This is a genomic window from Micromonospora chokoriensis (genome assembly GCF_000718555.1).
Classification (GTDB): Bacteria; Actinomycetota; Actinomycetes; order Mycobacteriales; family Micromonosporaceae; genus Micromonospora; species Micromonospora chokoriensis_B.
In genome coordinates this window covers 129418-147789 of sequence record NZ_JOAN01000011.1, presented here as the reverse complement: position 1 = coordinate 147789, position 18372 = coordinate 129418, and the positions used below count along the sequence as shown (strand labels likewise).

The 18372-nt window shown below is 72.1% G+C and carries 15 protein-coding genes; 9 read left to right on the top strand and 6 right to left on the bottom strand.

The genetic code is table 11. The features are described from left to right. The first annotated feature begins 2 nt into the window (after nt 1–2). From IF46_RS0116450 to IF46_RS0116435, 4 genes are read left to right on the top strand one after another with little or no spacing between them, the layout of a single operon-like run. Nucleotides 3–968 carry an NAD-dependent epimerase/dehydratase family protein gene (locus tag IF46_RS0116450; RefSeq protein ID WP_030489230.1) on the top strand — a complete coding sequence of 322 codons (966 nt, stop codon included), beginning with the start codon at nt 3–5 and terminating at the stop codon, nt 966–968. Next, nucleotides 965–2353, top strand: coding sequence for a lipopolysaccharide biosynthesis protein (locus tag IF46_RS0116445; RefSeq protein WP_051723951.1), 1389 nt, complete (start codon nt 965–967; stop codon nt 2351–2353). Before IF46_RS0116450 ends, IF46_RS0116445 begins: the two co-directional genes overlap by 4 nt. Next, nucleotides 2350–3591, top strand: coding sequence for a glycosyltransferase (locus IF46_RS0116440; protein ID WP_051723950.1), 1242 nt, complete (start codon nt 2350–2352; stop codon nt 3589–3591). The genes IF46_RS0116445 and IF46_RS0116440 overlap by 4 nt, the downstream gene beginning before the upstream one ends. Beyond that, entirely contained in the window at nt 3524–4777 is a 1254-nt protein-coding gene (locus IF46_RS0116435; protein WP_157563076.1) for a glycosyltransferase, read from the top strand. Before IF46_RS0116440 ends, IF46_RS0116435 begins: the two co-directional genes overlap by 68 nt. Nucleotides 4778–4812: 35 nt before the next feature. Here IF46_RS0116435 and IF46_RS0116430 read toward each other — a convergent pair whose 3' ends face one another. Genes IF46_RS0116430 through IF46_RS0116420 form a run of 3 tightly spaced genes read right to left on the bottom strand, consistent with a single transcriptional unit; the run spans nt 4813 to nt 8373 of the window. Beyond that, on the bottom strand, nt 4813–6282 hold the full coding sequence (locus IF46_RS0116430) for an O-antigen ligase family protein (RefSeq protein ID WP_157563073.1): 1470 nt from the start codon (nt 6280–6282) through the stop codon (nt 4813–4815). A 58-nt stretch (nt 6283–6340) separates the two neighbouring features. Then, on the bottom strand, nt 6341–7333 hold the full coding sequence (locus IF46_RS0116425) for a dTDP-4-dehydrorhamnose reductase family protein (RefSeq protein WP_084597927.1): 993 nt from the start codon (nt 7331–7333) through the stop codon (nt 6341–6343). Then, nucleotides 7330–8373 (bottom strand): polysaccharide biosynthesis protein, encoded by a 1044-nt coding sequence (locus IF46_RS0116420; protein ID WP_030489224.1) that lies wholly within the window; start codon nt 8371–8373, stop codon nt 7330–7332. The genes IF46_RS0116425 and IF46_RS0116420 overlap by 4 nt, the downstream gene beginning before the upstream one ends. Nucleotides 8374–8638: 265 nt before the next feature. Between IF46_RS0116420 and IF46_RS0116415 the strand changes: the two genes are divergently transcribed. The 4 genes from IF46_RS0116415 to IF46_RS0116400 all read left to right on the top strand — a co-directional run bounded on the left by IF46_RS0116415 (nt 8639) and on the right by IF46_RS0116400 (nt 12626). Further along, the gene (locus IF46_RS0116415; RefSeq protein WP_084597926.1) at nt 8639–9379 is read left to right on the top strand and encodes a sugar transferase; all 741 of its coding nucleotides are present in this window, start codon (nt 8639–8641) and stop codon (nt 9377–9379) included. Further along, nucleotides 9376–10302 (top strand): NAD-dependent epimerase/dehydratase family protein, encoded by a 927-nt coding sequence (locus IF46_RS0116410; protein ID WP_030489222.1) that lies wholly within the window; start codon nt 9376–9378, stop codon nt 10300–10302. The genes IF46_RS0116415 and IF46_RS0116410 overlap by 4 nt, the downstream gene beginning before the upstream one ends. A 5-nt stretch (nt 10303–10307) precedes the next feature. Next, on the top strand, nt 10308–11549 hold the full coding sequence (locus IF46_RS0116405; protein ID WP_030489221.1) for a glycosyltransferase family 4 protein: 1242 nt from the start codon (nt 10308–10310) through the stop codon (nt 11547–11549). A gap of 129 nt (nt 11550–11678) precedes the next feature. Beyond that, on the top strand, nt 11679–12626 hold the full coding sequence (locus tag IF46_RS0116400) for a DUF389 domain-containing protein (protein WP_030489220.1): 948 nt from the start codon (nt 11679–11681) through the stop codon (nt 12624–12626). On the opposite strand, the gene IF46_RS0116395 is transcribed toward IF46_RS0116400, so the two are convergent. The 3 genes from IF46_RS0116395 to IF46_RS0116385 form a co-directional block, all read right to left on the bottom strand. Then, a complete protein-coding gene (locus tag IF46_RS0116395; protein WP_030489219.1) occupies nt 12556–13023 on the bottom strand; it encodes a hypothetical protein in 468 nt (155 codons plus the stop codon). The genes IF46_RS0116400 and IF46_RS0116395 overlap by 71 nt on opposite strands. 24 nt (nt 13024–13047) lie before the next feature. Then, nucleotides 13048–13932, bottom strand: coding sequence for an aminoglycoside phosphotransferase family protein (locus IF46_RS0116390; RefSeq protein WP_030489218.1), 885 nt, complete (start codon nt 13930–13932; stop codon nt 13048–13050). Between the two features lie 185 nt (nt 13933–14117). Beyond that, nucleotides 14118–16667, bottom strand: a complete 2550-nt coding sequence (locus IF46_RS0116385) for a Tex family protein (protein WP_030489217.1) — start codon at nt 16665–16667, stop codon at nt 14118–14120. A 171-nt stretch (nt 16668–16838) separates the two neighbouring features. Here IF46_RS0116385 and IF46_RS0116380 point away from each other — a divergent pair, with 171 nt between their 5' ends. Beyond that, complete coding sequence (locus IF46_RS0116380) at nt 16839–18350, top strand: deoxyguanosinetriphosphate triphosphohydrolase family protein (protein ID WP_030489216.1); 1512 nt, start codon at nt 16839–16841, stop codon at nt 18348–18350. The last annotated feature ends 22 nt before the right edge of the window (nt 18351–18372 follow it).

The window sequence follows — 18372 nt, the reverse complement described above, 5'->3', positions numbered from 1 at the left end:
TCATGCGCATTCTGATCACCGGCGGAGCCGGTTTCATCGGGTCCAACCTGGCCCGCGCCGCGATGGTCGAGCCCACCATCGGGGAGGTCACCGTCCTCGACGACCTCTCCGTCGGGCTGCGGGCCAACCTCGACGGTCTGGACGTCGAGCTGATCGAGGGCTCAATCCTGGACCCGGCCGCCCTGGACGCGGCGATGGTGGGCCGCGAGGCGGTGGTCCACCTGGCCGCGTTGCCCAGCGTCCCCCGCTCGCTGAGCGACCCGCTGGCCTCCCACCACGCGAACGCGACCGGCACTCTCATGGTGCTGGAGGCGGCGCGGCGACACGGCGTCGCGCACGTCCTCGTCGCCTCCTCCTCGTCGGTGTACGGCATGAACCCGGCGCTGCCCAAGACCGAGCTGACCTGGACCCGCCCGATGAGTCCGTACGCGGCCAGCAAGCTCGCCACCGAGGCGTACGCCCTGGCCCACCAGGCGTCGTTCGGGCTGCCCACGTTGGCCTTCCGCTTCTTCAACGTGTTCGGCCCGGGGCAGCGCCACGACCACGCGTACGCGGCCGTCATCCCCCGTTTCGTGCACGCCGCCCTGCGCGACGAACCCGTCGTGGTGCACGGCGACGGGACGCAGTCGCGCGACTTCACCTACGTCGGCACGGTCTGCGACGTCATCGTCGACGCGCTCCGCCGCCGGGTACACCATCCGCACCCGGTCAACCTCGCCTTCGGGGCCCGGGCCAGCCTGTTGCGGGTCCTCGACGAGCTGGAGTGGTTGTCCGGCCGGCCGATCGCCCGTGAGTACGCGCCGTCGCGCATCGGCGACGTCGCGCACTCCCTGGCCGACAACGCCACGCTGCGGCACCTGTTCCCGGACGTCGCGCCGGTCGCCCGCGCCGAAGGCCTGCGCGCGACCGTCGAGTGGATGGCCGGGCGGTTGGATGCCGAACGTGCCGTAGTCGCCGCACCTCGGTGACCTCGGCCCCCGCGCCACCTGCCGACACCACCGCCGGCACCACTGTCGCACCGAGCACGCTGACCCCTGCGGCGTCGAAGGATCGGGACCGCACGGTCACGGTGGGCATCGCCGCCGCGATGGTGGCGAAGGGGGTCGGCCTGGCCGCCCCCCTGGTCATCACCCCGGCCTGCTTCCGGTATCTCGGCGACCAACGGTACGGCCTGTGGATGGCGGTCACCGCGCTCACCGGGATGGCGTGGTTCGCCGATCTGGGGCTGGGCAACGGGCTGCTCACCCGGCTCAGTCACCTGGCCGACGATCCCCGGCAACAGGCCCGGGAGGTCTCCAGCGCGTTCGCCACCCTCGGGGTGGTCGCGGTGGCGCTGCTGGCGGGTCTCGTGCTGGTCGCCCCCGTGGTGCCCTGGGCCGGGCTGTTCAACGTCAGTGACCCGGGTGTCGCCGCGGAGGCGTCCGCCCTGGTCCTGCTCTGCTTCGGCGCCTTCGTGGTCAACATTCCGCTCTCGCTGATCCAACGGATCCAGTACGCCCGTGGCCAGGTGGTGCAGAGCAACGTCTGGCAGTCGGCCGGGGCGCTGGCGGGCCTGGCGGCCGTGCTCGGCGCCATCGCCGCCGGATGGAAACCCCTGGCGGTCATCGCCTGCGCGGTGCTGGCCGTGCCGGTGACCAACCTGCTCAACTGCGTGACCTACTTCTGGTTCCAGGATCGCGGGCGGCGCCCGGGCCCGAGACTCGTGCACCGTGCCACCGCCGTCGGCCTGCTCCGGCTGGGCCTGCGGTTCTTCGCGCTCACCACGATGTCGGCGATCGCGCTGAACGTGGACAGCCCGCTTGTCGCGAACGTGCTCGGGCCCAGCACAGCGGCGCACTACGCGGTCGTGGGGAAGCTGTTCGGCGTCCTCTCGATCTTCGTCGGGCTGGTCGGTATGACGGTCTGGCCGGTCAACGGCGCCGCTCTGGCGCGGGGCGAGGTGGCCTGGGTGCGTCGCAACACCCGGCGCATGGTGCTGCTCTACGGGTTGATCGTGGGGGCGGTCGGGGTCGTGCTTGTCGTCTACGGCCACCGGCTGATCGACCTCTGGGTCGGCGGCATCGACCCCGCGGAGATCCCGGTCACGGTCCTGATCGGGCTGGCGAGCTGGTCGCTGCTGATCGCGGTCACCTCCCCGCTGATCCTGGTGCAGAACAGCATCGGGCTGCTCCGGCCGCAGTTCGTCGGCTGGGCCACGTTCCTGCTGCTGGCGACCACGCTCAAGATCTGGGCGCTGCGGCAGTTCGGGCTCGCCGGCCTGCCGGTGGCGGCCTGCGTCGCGTACGTGCTCACCATGTGGCCGGCCGTGCTGGTGGGATACCGGCGGGCGGTCACCAGGGGAGCGTCGACGTGACCGGGGAGTGCCGGGTGCTGCGGGTCGTCGGTGAGCTGAACTTCGGCGGCACCGAGATGCGCACGGCCGAGTTGCTGCCCCGGCTCTCGGCCGACGGGGTCCAGGTGCACCTGGTGACGCTCAGCGCCACGGTCGGTCCCGGCCCACTGGCCGGGGTGGTCCGCCAGCATGGTGGCACCGTGCACCCGATACCGCTCGACCTGCGCTTCGCCGCCCGCTTCCTGGGCCTGCTGCGCCGGCTGCGCCCGGACGTGGTGCACGTCGACTGCGCCAACTTCTCCGGGGTGCTGCTCTCGCTCGCCGCCCTGTGTGGCGTGCCCGGACGGGTCGCCCACTTCCGGGGGGACGACAACCAGCACCGGAACCTGCGCCGACGGGTCTACCGCTGGGTCTGCAAACGGCTGCTGCGGATGTCCGCCACCGACATCCTCGGGGTCTCGCCCAGCTCGCTCACCTTCGCGTACGACCCCCGCTGGCGCGACGACCCGCGCTGCCGGGTGGTCCTCAACGGACTCGACCTGGACCGGCTGCGCCGCCCCAGCCAGGACGACCTACGGGGGTTGATCGGCGCACGCCCGGCCGAGCTGGTCTGTGTGAGCGTCGGTCGGGCGTCGCCGGAGAAACGGCGTTGGCTCCTGCCGCCGATCCTCGCCGAGCTGCGAGCCCGGGGAGTGCAGGCGCACGCCGTCCTCATCGGGCCGGGCGACGACGCCGACGACGAGCGCGTCCGGGCGGCGGCTGCCGCCGCCGGTCTCGCCGATCGAGTGCACCTGCTGGGCCCGCGCGACGACGTGGGCGGGCTGCTGAGCCAGGCCGACGTGGTGGTCCACCCCTCCTGCCTGGAAGGGCTGCCCGGGGGCGTGCTGGAGCCCGTCGCGTTGGGCGTCGGCACGGTCGCCGCCGACCTCCCGGGGGTGCGCTTCATCGAGGAGCACCTGCCCGGCGTGACAGTCGTCGACACCGATGCCGCCCCGCAGGCATGGGCGAGCGCGGTGTGCGCGGCGGCGTCGTACACCGAACAGACCTCGGCCACGGCGGCGGCGCAGCGGTTCACGCGAAGCGTCTTCGCCATCGACACGGCGGCCACCACCCACCTGACCATCTACCGACGGTGGGCGTCGGCCCGCCAGGGGCAATCAGCCGGCCAGCCTTCGCGAAACGGGGAGAGAGATGAACGATCAGACAACGGTGCTCGGCCGGCAACCGCGGCTGGACGCGGGGTCGACCGGGCCGGCTGACCGGCCACGTCCGCTGCTCGTGGGCGCGTACGCCTTTCCGCACGGGGACGCCACCTCCAACCGCCTGTTGCAACTCGCTCGTTGCGCGGCGCCCGACGGCGCGCACACGCTAGTCGTCAACGACTGGCCCTGCGAGGTGGCCTTCCCGGCCGGGCGGCCCGGTGTGGCCGGCATCGACCTGGTCACCATGCGGATCCGGGGTCGGCACCACCTCACCCGCATGACGGCCCGGCTGGCCCGACCGGTACGGGTGCTGCGGGCCGTGCGGCAGGCCGGCGTGGATCGCGGCGACGTGAGCGTCGTACTGCTGCCGATGGCGCTGCTGACCCTCGGCAACTGGGCGACCCTGCGCCTCGTGCTGCGCTGCCCGGTGGTGGTGGACGCCAGCGAGCGTCACGACCGACGGCAGTTCCGCCGCGGCTGGCTCACCCCGTACTTCCTGCGGCACCGCTGGTCGACGTTCCTGGCGACCCGGCTCGTCGACCGGGCCACGGCGGTCTCCACCACGCTGGCCGACTACCTGACCGGCCACGGTCTGGACGTGCTGGTGGTGCCGCCGCAGGTGGACTGCGACGAGTTCCAGGCGCCGCAGCCGCCCCCGATCACCGACGGCCTGCGCCTGCTCTACGCGGGCACCCCCGAGCGCAAGGACATGCTCGACGTGATCCTGCGTGGGATCAGTCAACTCGCCCCGGAGCACCAGCGGCGGGTCAGCCTCACCATCGCCGGCGTCAGCCGCGAGGACGCCGCTGCCCACTCGGACCTGGACGTCGCGGTGCTGGACGCGGTCTCGGCCGACGTTCGGTTCCTCGGTCGCGTCCCCCGCGAGACCGTGCTGACCCTGCTCTCGGAGTCGCACTTCTCGATGCTGGTCCGCCCCACCGGCGGGTACGCGGCCAACGGGTTCCCGTCCAAGGTGCCGGAGAGTCTCGCCGCCGGATGCCCGGTGCTGCTCAACCACACAAGTGACCTGGCCGCGTACGTGCACGACGGGGTCGAGGGGTTGGTGCTCGACGGCAACGGCCCGGACGACGTCCGGTTGGCGATCGAGCGGGCGCTGCGGCTACGGGACGAGCAGTGGACGGCGATGAGCGCGGCGGCCCGGTCGCGAGCCCGCGAGTCGTTCGACCACCGGGCCTGGCGGAGCCGGGTGAGCGCCTTCGTGACGGCGGGCCGGGTGCACTGACCGGCGCTAGCCGGGTTCGCGCGGTGCGCGGGCTGTCAGCGGAGCACGGCGGCGGGTCGGCGCGGCGCCTTGTCGTCGAAAATCCCGGCCCGCTGCTGGCGGGCCTCGGTGTGGGGCAGGTCGGCGCGGACGGCGGCATCCCGGCCGACGGTGTCCCGCTTGGTCGGCAAATGCAGCAGCGCCGCGGCGACCACGGTCCAGAAGACGTACGGATACGCCTGGCCGGTGCCGAACATGGCCGATTCGGTGACCTGGATCAGCAGGCCGGTGACGACGAGCCAGACGAGACCCGCGTCGGCTCTGCGCACCCGGGCCCGCAGCACGACCCGCCCGGCGGCCACCAGCAGCAGCACCAGCGGCACCACGGCGGCGAGGCCCAACTCCAGCAGCAACTGCAGGTAGCTGTTGTGCACCACGCTGACGCCGGTGGTCCCGAAGAACTCGTCGGCGCTGGCAAGCTCGAACAGGTGGTTGCGCGACGCGTACCCGAAGCCCAGCGTGGGGCGGTTCTGCCACCACAGGTCGATGGTCGCCTGCCACATCTGGGTCCGGCCGTTGGACAGATCACCGCCGGTGGGGTCGGTGAAGCGCAGGATGAACTGGCGCATCCAGGGTGCGGCGAAGATGGTGGGCAGCAGGTTGAGCAGGTGCGCCACCAGCAGAAGCGCGGTCGCCCCCGCGGCCAGGCGGACCAGCCGGCCGAGCCCGTAGCGCAGCACGAGCCAGAGCGCGCCGACGAGCACGGCGATCAGCGCGGTGCGCGACTGGGACAGCAGGAGGCTGGCGGCGGCCGGCACCATGCCCAGCAGTGCGACGTGCCGCCGGGACTGCCGGTAGACCGCCCAGCCCAGCGGGATCGTCAGAGCGCAGACGATGCCGAGCATGTTCGGGTTGTTGTAGAGGCCCTGGAATCGCGCGACGCTGGAGGTCGCCGCGACGAGCGTGCCGTCGGCGAAGCCGATGCCGAGGCTGACCACGATGGACGCGCTGAGGACAAGGTAGACCACGCGCAGGTCGGCCATCATGACCGTACGGTCGGGCCACCGACGTCGAATGAGTACGTGCACCAGGGCGGCCAGCAGCAGCAGCGCGACGCCTCGCTGAAGAGTCTCCATCGGGACCACCGACCAGGTGGAGCTCACTGTGGCGAGGCCGGCCATCGCCCAGAGCGCGGCGACGAACACGCGGGTCCAGACGTCGGTGCGCGACGGCGTCCGGCCCGGTAGGCAGAGCCCCCAGACAACCAGGCCGGCGACCGCCGCGTACCGGGGGTAGAAGCTGGCCTCGACGAGGGCCGGCACATTGGACGAGGCGCAGACCAGGAGCCCCATGGTCAGGGCCAGCATCCACTGCCAGCCGTCCACCCGCCGGCTGAAGGCGAGCAGCAGCACCAGCGCCACCACCCCGCCCGCGATCAACGGGACGTTGATGGCAGCGATGGTGGTGGCCACCACGAGACACGTCGCGCCGACGAGCAGGCCCAGTTGGCCCATCCGGTTTCCCACGTGATGTCCTTTGAATTCCGGCCGCAGGCGTTGCTGGCGGTCGTCGGGTGGTCCGCCCTCAGCGAGGCGCGTCCTGTAGGCCCGGCTGGGCCGGTTCGACAGCCCAACGGGCCCTGGCGGTGTGCATCGCCCGGATCATGTCCGGCCAACTCGGCGGTCGATAGCCGGTGGCGTGGGCGAGGGCGTCCGCGTTCATCGATCGGTCACAGGCGAACTCGTCGTCCGGCACGATGTCACCGGGCCACCCGTACACCTCGGCGATCAGGCGGAGCAGGTCGTACTTCGTGATCGGCTCGGCGGCCACGTGGTAGAGCCCGGTCAGATCCTGCCGGGGCAGGATCACCGTACGGAGCAGTCGGGCGAACTCGACTGTCGTCACGCCGCTGTAGATGGCCCGGGTGAACCCGCGCACCTGCCCCCGCTGGGAGAGGAACCAGTCCACAAGTGAGCGGTTCGTCACCAGCTCATGTCCGATGATCGAGGTGCGGAGGGTGAGCGCGCAGACCCCGCGTGCCTCACCCAGCAGCTTGGACCGCCCGTAGAGGTCGGGTGGGTCGGGCAGGTCGTCCTCGACGTAGCCACCCCGCCGGCCGGAGAAGACGCAGTCGGTGCTGACGTGGATGAGGCGGCTGCCGAGTTGCCCGCAGGCGTCGGCGAGCAGATGGGGAAAGAGCGCGTTGAGCGTGACCGTCTGCACCGCGTCCTGCACGTCCGGCCGCTGCTTGATCACGCCGACGCAGTTGACCACGACGTCCGGTCGCAGGTCGTCGATGAGCTGCCGAACCTGGCCGAACCGGGTCGCGTCGACGGCCGGGGTGATCCGGCTGAGCAGGCGCTGCGGGTACCATCCCGCGCGGTCCTCGATGCTCCGGGCGACGCCGTGCACGTCGAGGTCCGGGTCGTCGCTGAGCTCGCGGATGACCGCGTGGCCGAGCATGCCGGTGACGCCGACGACGAGGACGCGTCGCGTCGGGCGCGGCTCCTCCTCGTCGGGGCCGCTGCGTCGGCGGGGGACCAGCTCCGGTCGCCGCTCGCCGGGGCCGGTGCTCATGCCGTTACGACCGCCGCCGCCGCGGCCTCGACCTGCGCCCGTACCTCGGGCAGCGTCAGCAGCAGCGCCTCGATCTCCGGTACGGACAGCCGTCGGGCGTTGTGCGAGTGGAAGTCGGCCATGTTGCCGCCCTCGACGTCGCCCTCCTCGAAGTAGAGGGAGTAGTTGAGGTCACGGCTGTCCACCGGCACCCGGAGGAACTCGCCGAGATCCTCGACGTGGGCCAGCTCCTCGCGGCTGGCCAGGGTCTCGTACAGCTTCTCGCCGTGCCGGATGCCGAGCACGTTGAACTTCGCCGGCACCCGGAACAGGTTGCACAGCGCGGTGGCCAGATCGCCGATGGTGCAGGCGTCGGCCTTGCGGATGAAGACGTCACCCGGCTGGCCGTACCGGAAGGCGTGCTCCACGAGGTCGACCGACTGCGGCAGGGACATCAGGAACCGGGTCATCGACGGCTCGGTGACCGTCGGCAGCCCGCCCCGCAGGATCTGGTCGATGAACAGCGGGATCACCGATCCGCGCGAGTACATGACATTGCCGTAGCGCACGCAGCAGACTCTGGTCCGGGCTCCGGGGTTGTTGCGGGAGTGGGCCTGCGCGACCTTCTCCATGAGGGCCTTGGACATGCCCATCGCGTTGACCGGATAGACGGCCTTGTCGGTGCTCAGCAGCACCAGCGCCTCGACGCCGACACGCTCGCACGCGTCCACGACGTTCGCGCTGCCCAGCACATTGGTGCGGACGGCCTCCAGGGGGAAGAACTCGCAGGAGGGCACCTGCTTGAGAGCCGCGGCGTGAAAGACGAACTCCATTCCCCGCGCGGCCTTGAAGACGCTGTCGTAGTCCCGGACGTCACCGACGTAGTAGCGGACCCGGTCGTCACCGAGGCGGTGCCGCATCGCGTCCTGTTTCGACTCGTCACGGCTGAGTACGCGCACCTCGGCGGCGCCGGCGTCGAGCAGTCGGGTGACCATCGTCTGGCCGAAGGATCCGGTGCCACCGGTGATCAGGAATCGCCGGTCCGAAAGCGAGGAAACCACATCTTCTCCTGCCTGTTTCCCGGGGTGCCGTCCTCGGGAATCGGATTCTCATCGAACGCGACCCTACGCTTGCATAAGAGATGCTGTTGCCTCTTCCGTTAAACGGAAATCGAATCGCGTTCGCTGTTCATGGATGCCGTGTCGACATACGCGAACATCGCTCGGCGTTGCCGAAGTAGCCGTTCGGCCCCCCATTGTCGACGCGCCGCTAGTCGTTAGCGCTAAAGACGGAGTTGGTGCTCTGGAAAGGTGGTATGCGTACTCCATGTCAAAAGTTGCTCTCCACGCGGCGCACGTGCGCGCCGGTGATTCCGGCCCGGCGAACGGTCAGGAAACACCTCGGGACGGCACTACGACCCAGCGGCCGTACGATCGCTGGAAGCGGCTCCTCGACGTGCTCGGCGCTTCTCTCGTCCTGCTGCTCGGCGCTCCCGTGCTGGCCCTGGTGGCTCTGGTCGTGCTGTTGGCGCACGGGCGTCCGGTGCTGTTTCGGCATACCCGCCCCGGGCTGCACGGCAAGCTGTTCGAGGTGGTCAAGTTCCGGACCATGCGCCACCCCGACCCGGACCGGGGGCTGGTGAGCGACGCGGATCGCCTGACCCGGGTGGGCCGTTGGCTGCGGGCCAGCAGCCTCGACGAGTTGCCGGAGTTCTGGAACGTGCTGCGGGGCGAGATGAGCGTCGTCGGTCCCCGCCCGCACCTCGTCCGCTACCTCAGCCTCTACAACGCCGAACAGGCCCGTCGGCACGACGTGCGACCCGGCATCACCGGGCTGGCCCAGGTGCGTGGCCGCAACTCATTGGAGTGGGACGCGAAGTTCGCCTACGACGTCGAGTACGTCGACCGTCGCTCCTTCCTGCTGGACCTGCGGATCGTCCTGGCCACGATCTGGGTGGTGCTCGGCCGCAAGGGAATCTCCGCGCCGGGCGCGGCCACCTGGCACGAGTTCACCGGCAACCCGCCGGCGCAGGCGACCGCCGACCACGACTCCGCTCACCGACGATGAACCGGGTCCTACTCCTGGGCGCCGACGGATTCCTCGGCCGGCACATCCGGGCGGCGCTGGCCGCACACAGCACCGTCCGGTCGATCACCCGCGCGGAGTGTGACCTGGTCCGCATCGAGCTGCGCGACCTGACCGCGCTCGTCGCCCGGGAGCGACCGGACGTGGTGGTGACGGCGGCCGGGCGGATCGTCGGCACCGGGTACGACTTCGTGCAGGCGCACGTCGTCGCCACCGCGAAACTGATCGAGGCGGTGGCCGCCGCCGCCCCCGGAGCCCGCCTGATCCGGATCGGCTCGGCCGCCGAGTACGGCGCCGTACCGCACGGCCTCGCCGTCAGCGAGGAGTACCCGGGCACACCCGTCAGTGAGTACGGGCTCAGCCACCTGGCCGCCACCCGGTTGGCGGAGTTGGCGGCAGGAGCCGGTCGGCTCGACACGGTGGTGCTGCGGATCTTCAACCCGGTCGGGCCGGGAATGCCACCGGGCAACGTGCTCACTCGGGTGACCGCGATGGTGAGGTCGGCGGTCGCCACCGGAATGGGGGAGATCGCCGTGGGCCTGCACGACACGTACCGGGACTTCGTCGACGTGCGCGACGTCGCCTCGGCGGTCCTCGCGGCGGCGCGCTGCCGGCCGGGGCCCGAGCGGGTCTTCAACGTGGGCAGCGGAAGGGCGGTGGCGACGCGTGACGTCGTCCAGCTGCTGGCCGAGGTGTCCGGCTTCACCGGTGGCATCCGGGACGGCAGCTTCACGCCGGACGCCAGCCGTTCGGCCGCGGTGCCCTGGATGTGCGCCGACATCGAACGCGCCAACCGGGTGCTCGGGTGGGCGCCCGGGTACGACCTCGGCGAGTCGCTGACCACGCTGTGGCAGGCCGACGGCGAGCAGTCCGCCCGCCCCGTCGCCGGCTCAGCGGCGAGGTGAGGCGCATGCGGATCGGCCTGCTCACCCAGTGGTTCGACCCGGAGCCGGGCGCCGCCGCGCTCCCTGGGATGCTCGCCCGGGCCCTCGCCGGCCGAGGGCACGAGGTCCAGGTCCTGACCGGCTTCCCCAACTACCCGACCGGCGAGCTGGCGCCCGGCTACCGGGTGACCCGCCGCCTCGACGAGGTCGACGGGACGACCAAGATCCGTCGGGTGGCCCTCTATCCCAGCCATGACCGCTCCGCGCTGCGGCGGATGGCGAACTACGGCTCGTTCGCCGCCTCCGCCCTGGTCTCCGGTACGCCAGCCCTGCGCGGCCTGGACGCTCTCTGGGTCGGAAACTCACCGATCAGCGTCGCCCTGCCGATGTGGTTCACCCGGTACGTGCAGCGGGTGCCGGTGCTGCTGCACGTCCTGGACCTGTGGCCCGACAGCGCGCTGGCCAGTGGCTTCATCGGCACCGACCGGGTGTCGCGGATGATCGAGCGGGGCATGGCCGGCTGGTGCGGTGGGATGTACCGCAGCGCCGGCCGGGTCGCGTACGTCTCGCCCGGCGCCGCCGACCTGCTCGCCAGCCGGGGCGTGCCCCGGGAGAAGCTCGTCCACATTCCGGTGTGGGCCGACGAGACACCTCATTCGGGCGGCACGAACCTCCGCGCCGAACTCGGGCTCCGCGAGGACCAGGTGGTGCTGGTGTACGCCGGCACGCTCGGCGAGGCGCAGGGGCTCGACTCGCTCATCGACGCCTGCGCCCGGATCCGCGACCCGAGGCTGGTCTGCCTGATCGCCGGCTCCGGCACCACCGAGGAGCGGCTGCGCCGCCGGGCCGAGGAGGCGAACGCGACACACGTGCGTTTCCTCGGGCGGGTGCCCCGGGAACGGATGCCGGCGCTGATGGCCACCGGCGACGCGCACTACGTGAGCCTGCGACCCGGTGGCATGTCGGCGTACACGATGCCGAGCAAGGTGCAGGCCACCCTCGCCGCCGGACGTGCTCTGCTGGTCGCCGCGGAGGGAGACGCCGCCGCCGTCGCGCGGGACAGCGGCGCCGGTATCACCGCCCGACCGGGTGACCCCGACTCGATCGCCGACGCCCTGCGGGAACTCTGCGACCTGGGCCGGGAGAAGCTCGAGCTGCTCGGCCAGGCCGGCCGGGTGCACTACGACCGGGTCTTCTCCGTCGCCGCGGGCGCCGAGCGGGTCGAGCGGGCGCTGTGCGAGGCGGTGGAGAGCCACCGGCGGCGATGACCTCGGTGTAGCACCGGCACCTTGTGACCTCGGCCTTGTGCAGTTCCTGGCCTCGACGGGGCGAGCTGTAGAGTCGCGGCGACCGGCGAGTGAGGGAAGAAACGGCCGGACCTGCGAGGGGGATGGCGCGTGCTGCACCTGAGGGTGATCGCCCCGGAGAGCAGGTCGACGGAGGTCGTCGACCTGCTCTCCGCAGAGGCGGGGGTGACTCACCTCGCCGTGCTGCCTGGTGCCGCCCGGCAACCGCAGGGTGATCTCATCCTCTGCGACGTGGTGCGGGAAAGCGCCGACCGCGTGCTGCGGGAGTTGCGGCGGATCGGCGTGGACACCAGCGGCGGCATCGCCGCCGAGGACGTTGAGCTGACCATCTCCGCAGCGGCCGACCGGGCGGCGGACCGGGCACCGGGCAGTGGCGCGGACGCGGTGGTCTGGGACGAGATCGCCGCGAAGACCGGCGAGCAGACGGAACTGTCCGGCACGTACCTCGTGCTGATCGTGGTGGCCACCATGATCGCCGGCATCGGGGTGCTGCTGGACCAGCCGATTCTCATCGTCGGGGCGATGGTCGTCGGTCCGGAGTTCGGCCCCCTCGCCGCGCTGTGCGTGGCGTTGCTGCGCCGCCGGCTCGGGGTGATCGGCCGCTCGGTGCAGGCTCTCGTGGTCGGCTTCCTGGCGGCCATGGTGGCGACCGTGCTGAGCACCTGGGCGCTGACCGCAGCCGGCCTGGTCAGTCGGGAGATGCTGCTCGCCGAACGCCCGCTCACCGACTTCATCTGGCGGCCGGACGCGCTGTCCTGGGTGGTCGGTCTACTCGCCGGCGTGGCCGGGATGCTCTCGTTGACGTCGAAGAAGTCCGGCAGCCTGGTCGGGGTGCTGATCTCGGTGACCACGGTCCCGGCCGCGGCGAACGTGGCGGTGGCCGCCGCCTACGGAGTGTGGGACGAAGCGGGCGGCTCGGCACTCCAACTGGTGATCAACCTGGGTGCGATCGTCCTGGCCGGACTGCTCACCCTCGTGGTGCAGCAGGTCTGGTGGTGGGGTCTGGCTCGCCGGTCCCGTCGTCAAGTAACCGGGTGAGCAGCGTCCGCAAAGGAATCGACTCGCCGTCGCGGCCACCGGCCCCGACCACCAACGGCGCCGGGCTGGGCTCCGGGTCAGCGCCGAACAGCCGGGCCCGCAGACCGCCCGGCACGGTCAGCAGGTGGAACCGGCCGGCAACGTCCACCGCCCGGGTCTCGGCCCGGTCGACGTACCAGCCGGTCAGCCTGGTCCGGTAGCGCCCGCGCCCGTCGTAACCCCGGGCGATCAGCCGGGTGGTGCGCAGCCCTCGCCGGGTCGCCTCGGCCACGAACCAGGCCACCAGCTTCGCCGCCTCGGCCTGCTCGGCGGCCCGCCGCCGCGCGTCCGCGTCGGCGTGCGCCCGCACCGCCTGTTGCTGCTGCTCCCGCCACGTCCGGCCGTCCGGCTCACTCACGACGCCGACGGTACGCGACGGGGCTCATTCGAGTACGGCCCGCAGGGTGCGTCGGGCGATCGCGGCCATCACCAGGTTGGTCTCGACGTAGTAGGGCAACGCGTTGATCGCCTGCTCCAGCGCCCAGCCCCGCCCGCGCTCCCAGGTTGCGTCGTCCACGCCCAACGCCCGCCGGTACGTCTCCCGCGACCCGGCGTCGAGCATGTTCCACGCCGGCATCAGGTCCACCGCGGGGTCGCCCACGCCGACCGTGCCCAGGTCGATGACGGCGACCAGCCGGCCATCGCGGACCAGGAGGTTGCCCGGCATCAGGTCGCCGTGGATCCACCCGTCGGCGAGGTCGTCGCGGCGCGCGTCCCGGCACCGTTGCCACACCTCGGCTAGCGCGGCGGTGTCGGTGAGCGCGCCGCTGACCGCGAGTGCGGCCCGCACGTCGGCGTCCTCGGCGGCCAGGGGCCCGCCACGCCCGACCCCCGGCCAGACCCGCCCGCCGGTGTCGATGCCGCGCAGGGCCGTCACCACACCGGCCAGGTCACCGGCGAAGTCGTCGAGGTCCCCGATCCGGCCGAGCTGGGCCGTCTCCCCCGCAATGAACTGGTACGCCGTCCACGGCCCGGGGTAACCGTCGCCCGGCTCGCCGAGGCCGAGCGGTTCGGGCACCTCGACCGGCAGGTGCGCGGCGAGCAGGACTGCGTACTCCTGCTCGCGCCGCAGCTCGGCACGCAGCTCGGGATTGGCCGAGGGGAGCAGCGGAAACCGCAGCACGACGTCCGGGCCGAGCCGGAACAGGGCGTTCACGGTGCCGGTCGAGGTCAGCGGCCGGATCGGCAGGCCCCGCCATTGGGGAAACTGCTCGGCCACCAGCGCGGAGACCACGTCCACGCTCACGTCCACCTGATCGGCGTGCATCTTCACCGCGAGATCATCACCCCGAAGCCCACGGCCACGCGATCGGATTTCCGCCGGCCGCGCCAGCCGCGCCCGCGCCGTCGATCATGGAGTTGTGGTGCCTGGCTTGGCGTTATGCGGGCGGTTTGTCACCCACCACAACTCCATGATCGACGGGGCGGCGCGGGGTTGACGTGCTGACGGGGTCAGGCCAGGCCGGCGCGGCGCAGGGCTTCGGCCATCGCGTCGTTGGCCGGCGCCGGTGCGCCCTGCCGCTGCTGCCCGCCGCGGCCGCCCTGCCCGCCGCCGCGACCGCCTTGGCCACGACTGTCCTGGCCGCCGCGACCGCCTTGGCCGCCGCGACCGCCTTGGCCGCCGCGACCGCCTTGGCCGTCGCGACTGTCCTGGCCGCCGCGACCGCCTTGGCCGCCACGACTGTCCTGCCCGCCGCGACCGCCTTGCCCGCCGCGACCGCCCTGGCCGCCGCCGCGACCGCCCTGCGGCGCACGCTGCGCCGGGCCCCGGCCCTCCTGGCCGGTCCGGCTGCTACCACCACCGTCGCCGGTGGCGGGCTCGTCGTCCAGGCGCAGGGTCAGCGAGATCCGCTTGCGGGGTACGTCCACGTCGAGCACCCGGACCTTGACCACGTCACCGGACTTCACCACCTCGCGGGGGTCCTTCACAAAGGTCTTGGACATCGCCGAGACGTGCACCAGACCATCCTGGTGCACCCCGACGTCGACGAACGCGCCGAACGCGGCCACGTTGGTGACGACACCCTCGAGCACCATGCCGGGAGTCAGGTCACTGATCTTCTCCACCCCTTCGACGAAGGTGGCGGTACGGAACTCCGGGCGGGGGTCACGGCCCGGCTTCTCCAACTCGGCGAGGATGTCGGTGACGGTGGGGAGGCCGAACCGGTCGTCGACGAAGTCGGTGGCCCGCAGCCCGCGCAGGATCCCGCTCTTGCCGATCACCGAGCGCAGGTCCTGCCCGGTGGTGGAGAGGATGCGACGCACCACCGGGTACGCCTCGGGGTGCACGCTGGAGGAGTCCAACGGGTCGTCCCCGTCGGGGATGCGCAGGAAGCCGGCACACTGCTCGAACGCTTTCGGCCCGAGTCGGGCCACCTTCTTCAGCTCGGTACGCGTACGGAACGGCCCGTTGGCGTCGCGGTGCAGCACGATGTTCTCGGCCAGGCCAGCACCGATCCCGGAGACCCGGGTCAGCAGCGGCGCGGAGGCGGTGTTGACGTCCACCCCGACCGCGTTGACGCAGTCCTCCACGACCGCGTCCAGCGACCGGGACAGCTTCACCTCGGACAGGTCGTGCTGGTACTGGCCGACCCCGATCGACCGCGGGTCGATCTTGACCAGCTCGGCGAGGGGGTCCTGGAGGCGGCGGGCGATGGAGACCGCGCCGCGCAGCGACACGTCCATCCCGGGCAGCTCCTGCGAGGCGTACGCGGAGGCGGAGTAGACCGACGCGCCGGCCTCGGAGACCATCACCTTGGTCAGGTTGAGCTGTGGGTGCCGGGCGATCAGGTCACCGGCGAGCTTGTCGGTCTCGCGGGAGGCGGTGCCGTTGCCGATCGCGATCAGCTCCACCCCGTGCGCCCCGGCCAGCCGGGCCAGGGTCTCCACCGACGCGTCCCACTGCCGGCGCGGCTCGTGCGGGTAGATGGTGTCGGTGGCGACCACCTTGCCGGTGGCGTCCACCACGGCCACCTTCACACCGGTCCGCAGGCCCGGGTCCAGGCCCATCGTGGGGCGGGTGCCGGCCGGCGCGGCGAGCAACAGGTCCCGCAGGTTGGTGGCGAAGACCCGCACGGCCTCCTCCTCGGCCGCCTGCCACAGCCGCATCCGCAGGTCCGCGCCGAGGTGGATGAGGATCCGGGTACGCCAGGCCCAGCGGACCGTGTCGGTCAGCCAGCGGTCGGCCGGGCGGCCCGCGTCGGAGACTCCGAACCGGCCGGCGATGGCCGCCTCGTACCGGGTCGGGCCGGTCGGTGCGGCGTCCGCCTCGCCGGCCTCCTCCGACTCCATGGTCAGGTCGAGCATGCCCTCCTTCTCGCCCCGGAACATCGCCAGGATCCGGTGCGAGGGCAGCTTCGGGTACGGCTCGGAGAAGTCGAAGTAGTCGGCGAACTTGGCGCCGGCCGCCTCCTGACCATCGCGTACCCGGGAAACCAGCCGGCCCCGCGACCACATCTGCTCGCGCAGCGTGCCGATCAGGTCGGCGTCCTCCGCGAAGGTCTCGATGAGGATCGCCCGGGCGCCCTCCAGCGCGGCGGTGGCGTCGGCGACGCCCTTCTCCTCATCGACGAACCCGGCGGCGGTGGCGCGCGGGTCCTGACTCGGGTCGGCCAGCAGCGTCTCGGCCAGCGGTGCCAGCCCGGCCTCGCGGGCGATCTGCGCCCGGGTCCGTCGCTTCGGCTTGTACGGGAGGTAGATGTCCTCCAGCCGGGACTTCGAGTCGGCGGCCATGATCTGCGCTTCCAGGGCCTCGTCCAATTTGCCCTGGCCGCGGATCGACTCCAGCACCGCGGCTCGCCGCTCGTCCAGCTCGCGCAGGTAGCGCAGCCGCTCCTCCAGGGTGCGCAGCTGGGTGTCGTCGAGCAGGCCGGTGGCCTCCTTGCGGTAGCGGGCGATGAACGGCACGGTGGCGCCGCCGTCGAGCAGGTCCACGGCCGCCCGCACCTGACGCTCGGCCACGCCGAGCTCGTCGGCGATCCGCTGATGAACAGACTGGGTCACGATCTCGATCCGCCTTCGACTCGATCCGCCTTCAAAGAGCGGGTACGCCTGCATTCTGCCGGGCGGGTCGACGCGCTGTCGCCGCACCCGGCCGGGGCGGTGGACCGAACCGCCGCACCCGGCCGGGGTGACCGGCGGCGGTCCCGTCGGGCCTGCGCTAGCGTGGCGATCATGGAATCTGCTGCGGAGCCGCGCGCCCGGCGGCTCTTCGGCGGCAGCGCCCGAGCCCTCGGCGACCTCACGGCCAACCCGTTCCGCGCCGACCGGGACCGGATCGTCGGCTCGCCGTTCTTCGCCCGCCTCGGCGGTGTCACCCAGGTGATCAGCCCGGTCGGCTCCGGGCTGCTGGTGCACAACCGGCTCACCCACAGCCTCAAGGTCGCCCAGGTGGCGCGGGCGGTCGCCGAGCGGTTGAGCGCCGACGAGCGGTGGCGTGACCTGCTGGACAAGCTCGGTGGCTGCGACCCCGACGTGGTGGAGGCGGCGGCGCTCGCCCACGACCTCGGCCACCCACCGTTCGGGCACCTGGGGGAGCGGGTGCTGGACCGGCTGGCCCGTCAGCGCCTCGGCCTCTCCGACGGTTTCGAGGGCAACGCGCAGTCGTACCGGATCGTCACCAGCACCGAGATCCGCGGCGCGGCCACCACCGGGTTGGACCTGACCGCAGCGGTCCGCGCCGCGATGTTGAAGTACCCGTGGACCCGCCTGGACCACCCCGACCCGCACCCCCGCACGATGGACCCCCCGCCGCGTGGGGCCACCCCGCCGCCGGACGACCCGGAGAGCGGCTCGTCGAAGTTCGGCGCGTACCGGACCGAGCTGGACGACCTGCGGCAGGCCCGTGCGCCGTTCGCCGGCCGCATCCCGGACTGGCAGCAGACCGTGGAGGCGTCCGTGATGGACACCGCCGACGACATCGCGTACGCCATCCACGACGTGGAGGACTTCTACCGGGTCGGCGTGCTCCAACAGGGTTCGGTCGCCGCGGAGTTGATGGCCTGGCAGCGCGAGAGCGGGCAGCTGCGGGCGATCACCGACGCGGCGCTGGTCACGGCGGCCCGGCGACCCGGGGCGGCGATCGAGCGGCTGCGTCGGCAACTGCACCGCAAGGACGCGTGGATCGCCGACGACGACGCGTTCGCCGCCGCCGTCGAGCACGTCCGCGAGGAGCTGGTCGACGGGCTGCTCGCGATGCCGTTCGACGGCTCGATCGAGGCCGAGCAGTACGTAGCCCGGTTCTCCGCCCGCTGGTCCACCCGGTTCGTCGAGGCGATCACGGTCACCGACCGGCCGTCGGTGCGCTCCGGGTACGTGCTGCTGGGCTGCGCGCAGTGGCACGAGGTGCAGGTGCTCAAGTTCGTCCACCACCGGTTCGTGCTGGCCCGCCCGGATCTCGCCCTGCACCAGCGCGGCCAGGCCCGGCTGCTGGGCACCCTGGTCGAAGCGCTCTGGGAGTGGCTGCTCGACCCGCAGGAGGAGTCCCGGCTGCCCCGCCGGCTGCACGACCTGGTCGAGTTGGCCGAGGCGGAGCTGCACCCGCGTACCCCGGACCGGATCGGTCGGGCCCGAGGGCGGGCCATCGTGGACTTCGTCGCGCAGCTCACCGACGGGCAGGCGGTGGCCATGCTGGACGCGCTCTCCGGCCGGTCCGGCGCGCTCTGGACCGACGCGTTCGTGCTCTGACCTGACCTGCGCTGTCCCGACT

Bases quoted from the DNA above. Each gene is read 5' to 3' on its own strand.
- IF46_RS0116450 (WP_030489230.1), top strand. From the start codon at position 3: ATGCGCATTCTGATCACCGGCGGAGCCGGTTTCATCGGGTCCAACCTG.
- IF46_RS0116435 (WP_157563076.1), top strand. From the start codon at position 3,524: ATGAACGATCAGACAACGGTGCTCGGCCGGCAACCGCGGCTGGACGCG.
- IF46_RS0116425 (WP_084597927.1), bottom strand. From the start codon at position 7,333: ATGAGCACCGGCCCCGGCGAGCGGCGACCGGAGCTGGTCCCCCGCCGA.
- IF46_RS0116415 (WP_084597926.1), top strand. From the start codon at position 8,639: ATGTCAAAAGTTGCTCTCCACGCGGCGCACGTGCGCGCCGGTGATTCC.
- IF46_RS0116410 (WP_030489222.1), top strand. From the start codon at position 9,376: ATGAACCGGGTCCTACTCCTGGGCGCCGACGGATTCCTCGGCCGGCAC.
- IF46_RS0116405 (WP_030489221.1), top strand. From the start codon at position 10,308: ATGCGGATCGGCCTGCTCACCCAGTGGTTCGACCCGGAGCCGGGCGCC.
- IF46_RS0116390 (WP_030489218.1), bottom strand. From the start codon at position 13,932: ATGCACGCCGATCAGGTGGACGTGAGCGTGGACGTGGTCTCCGCGCTG.
- IF46_RS0116380 (WP_030489216.1), top strand. From the start codon at position 16,839: ATGGAATCTGCTGCGGAGCCGCGCGCCCGGCGGCTCTTCGGCGGCAGC.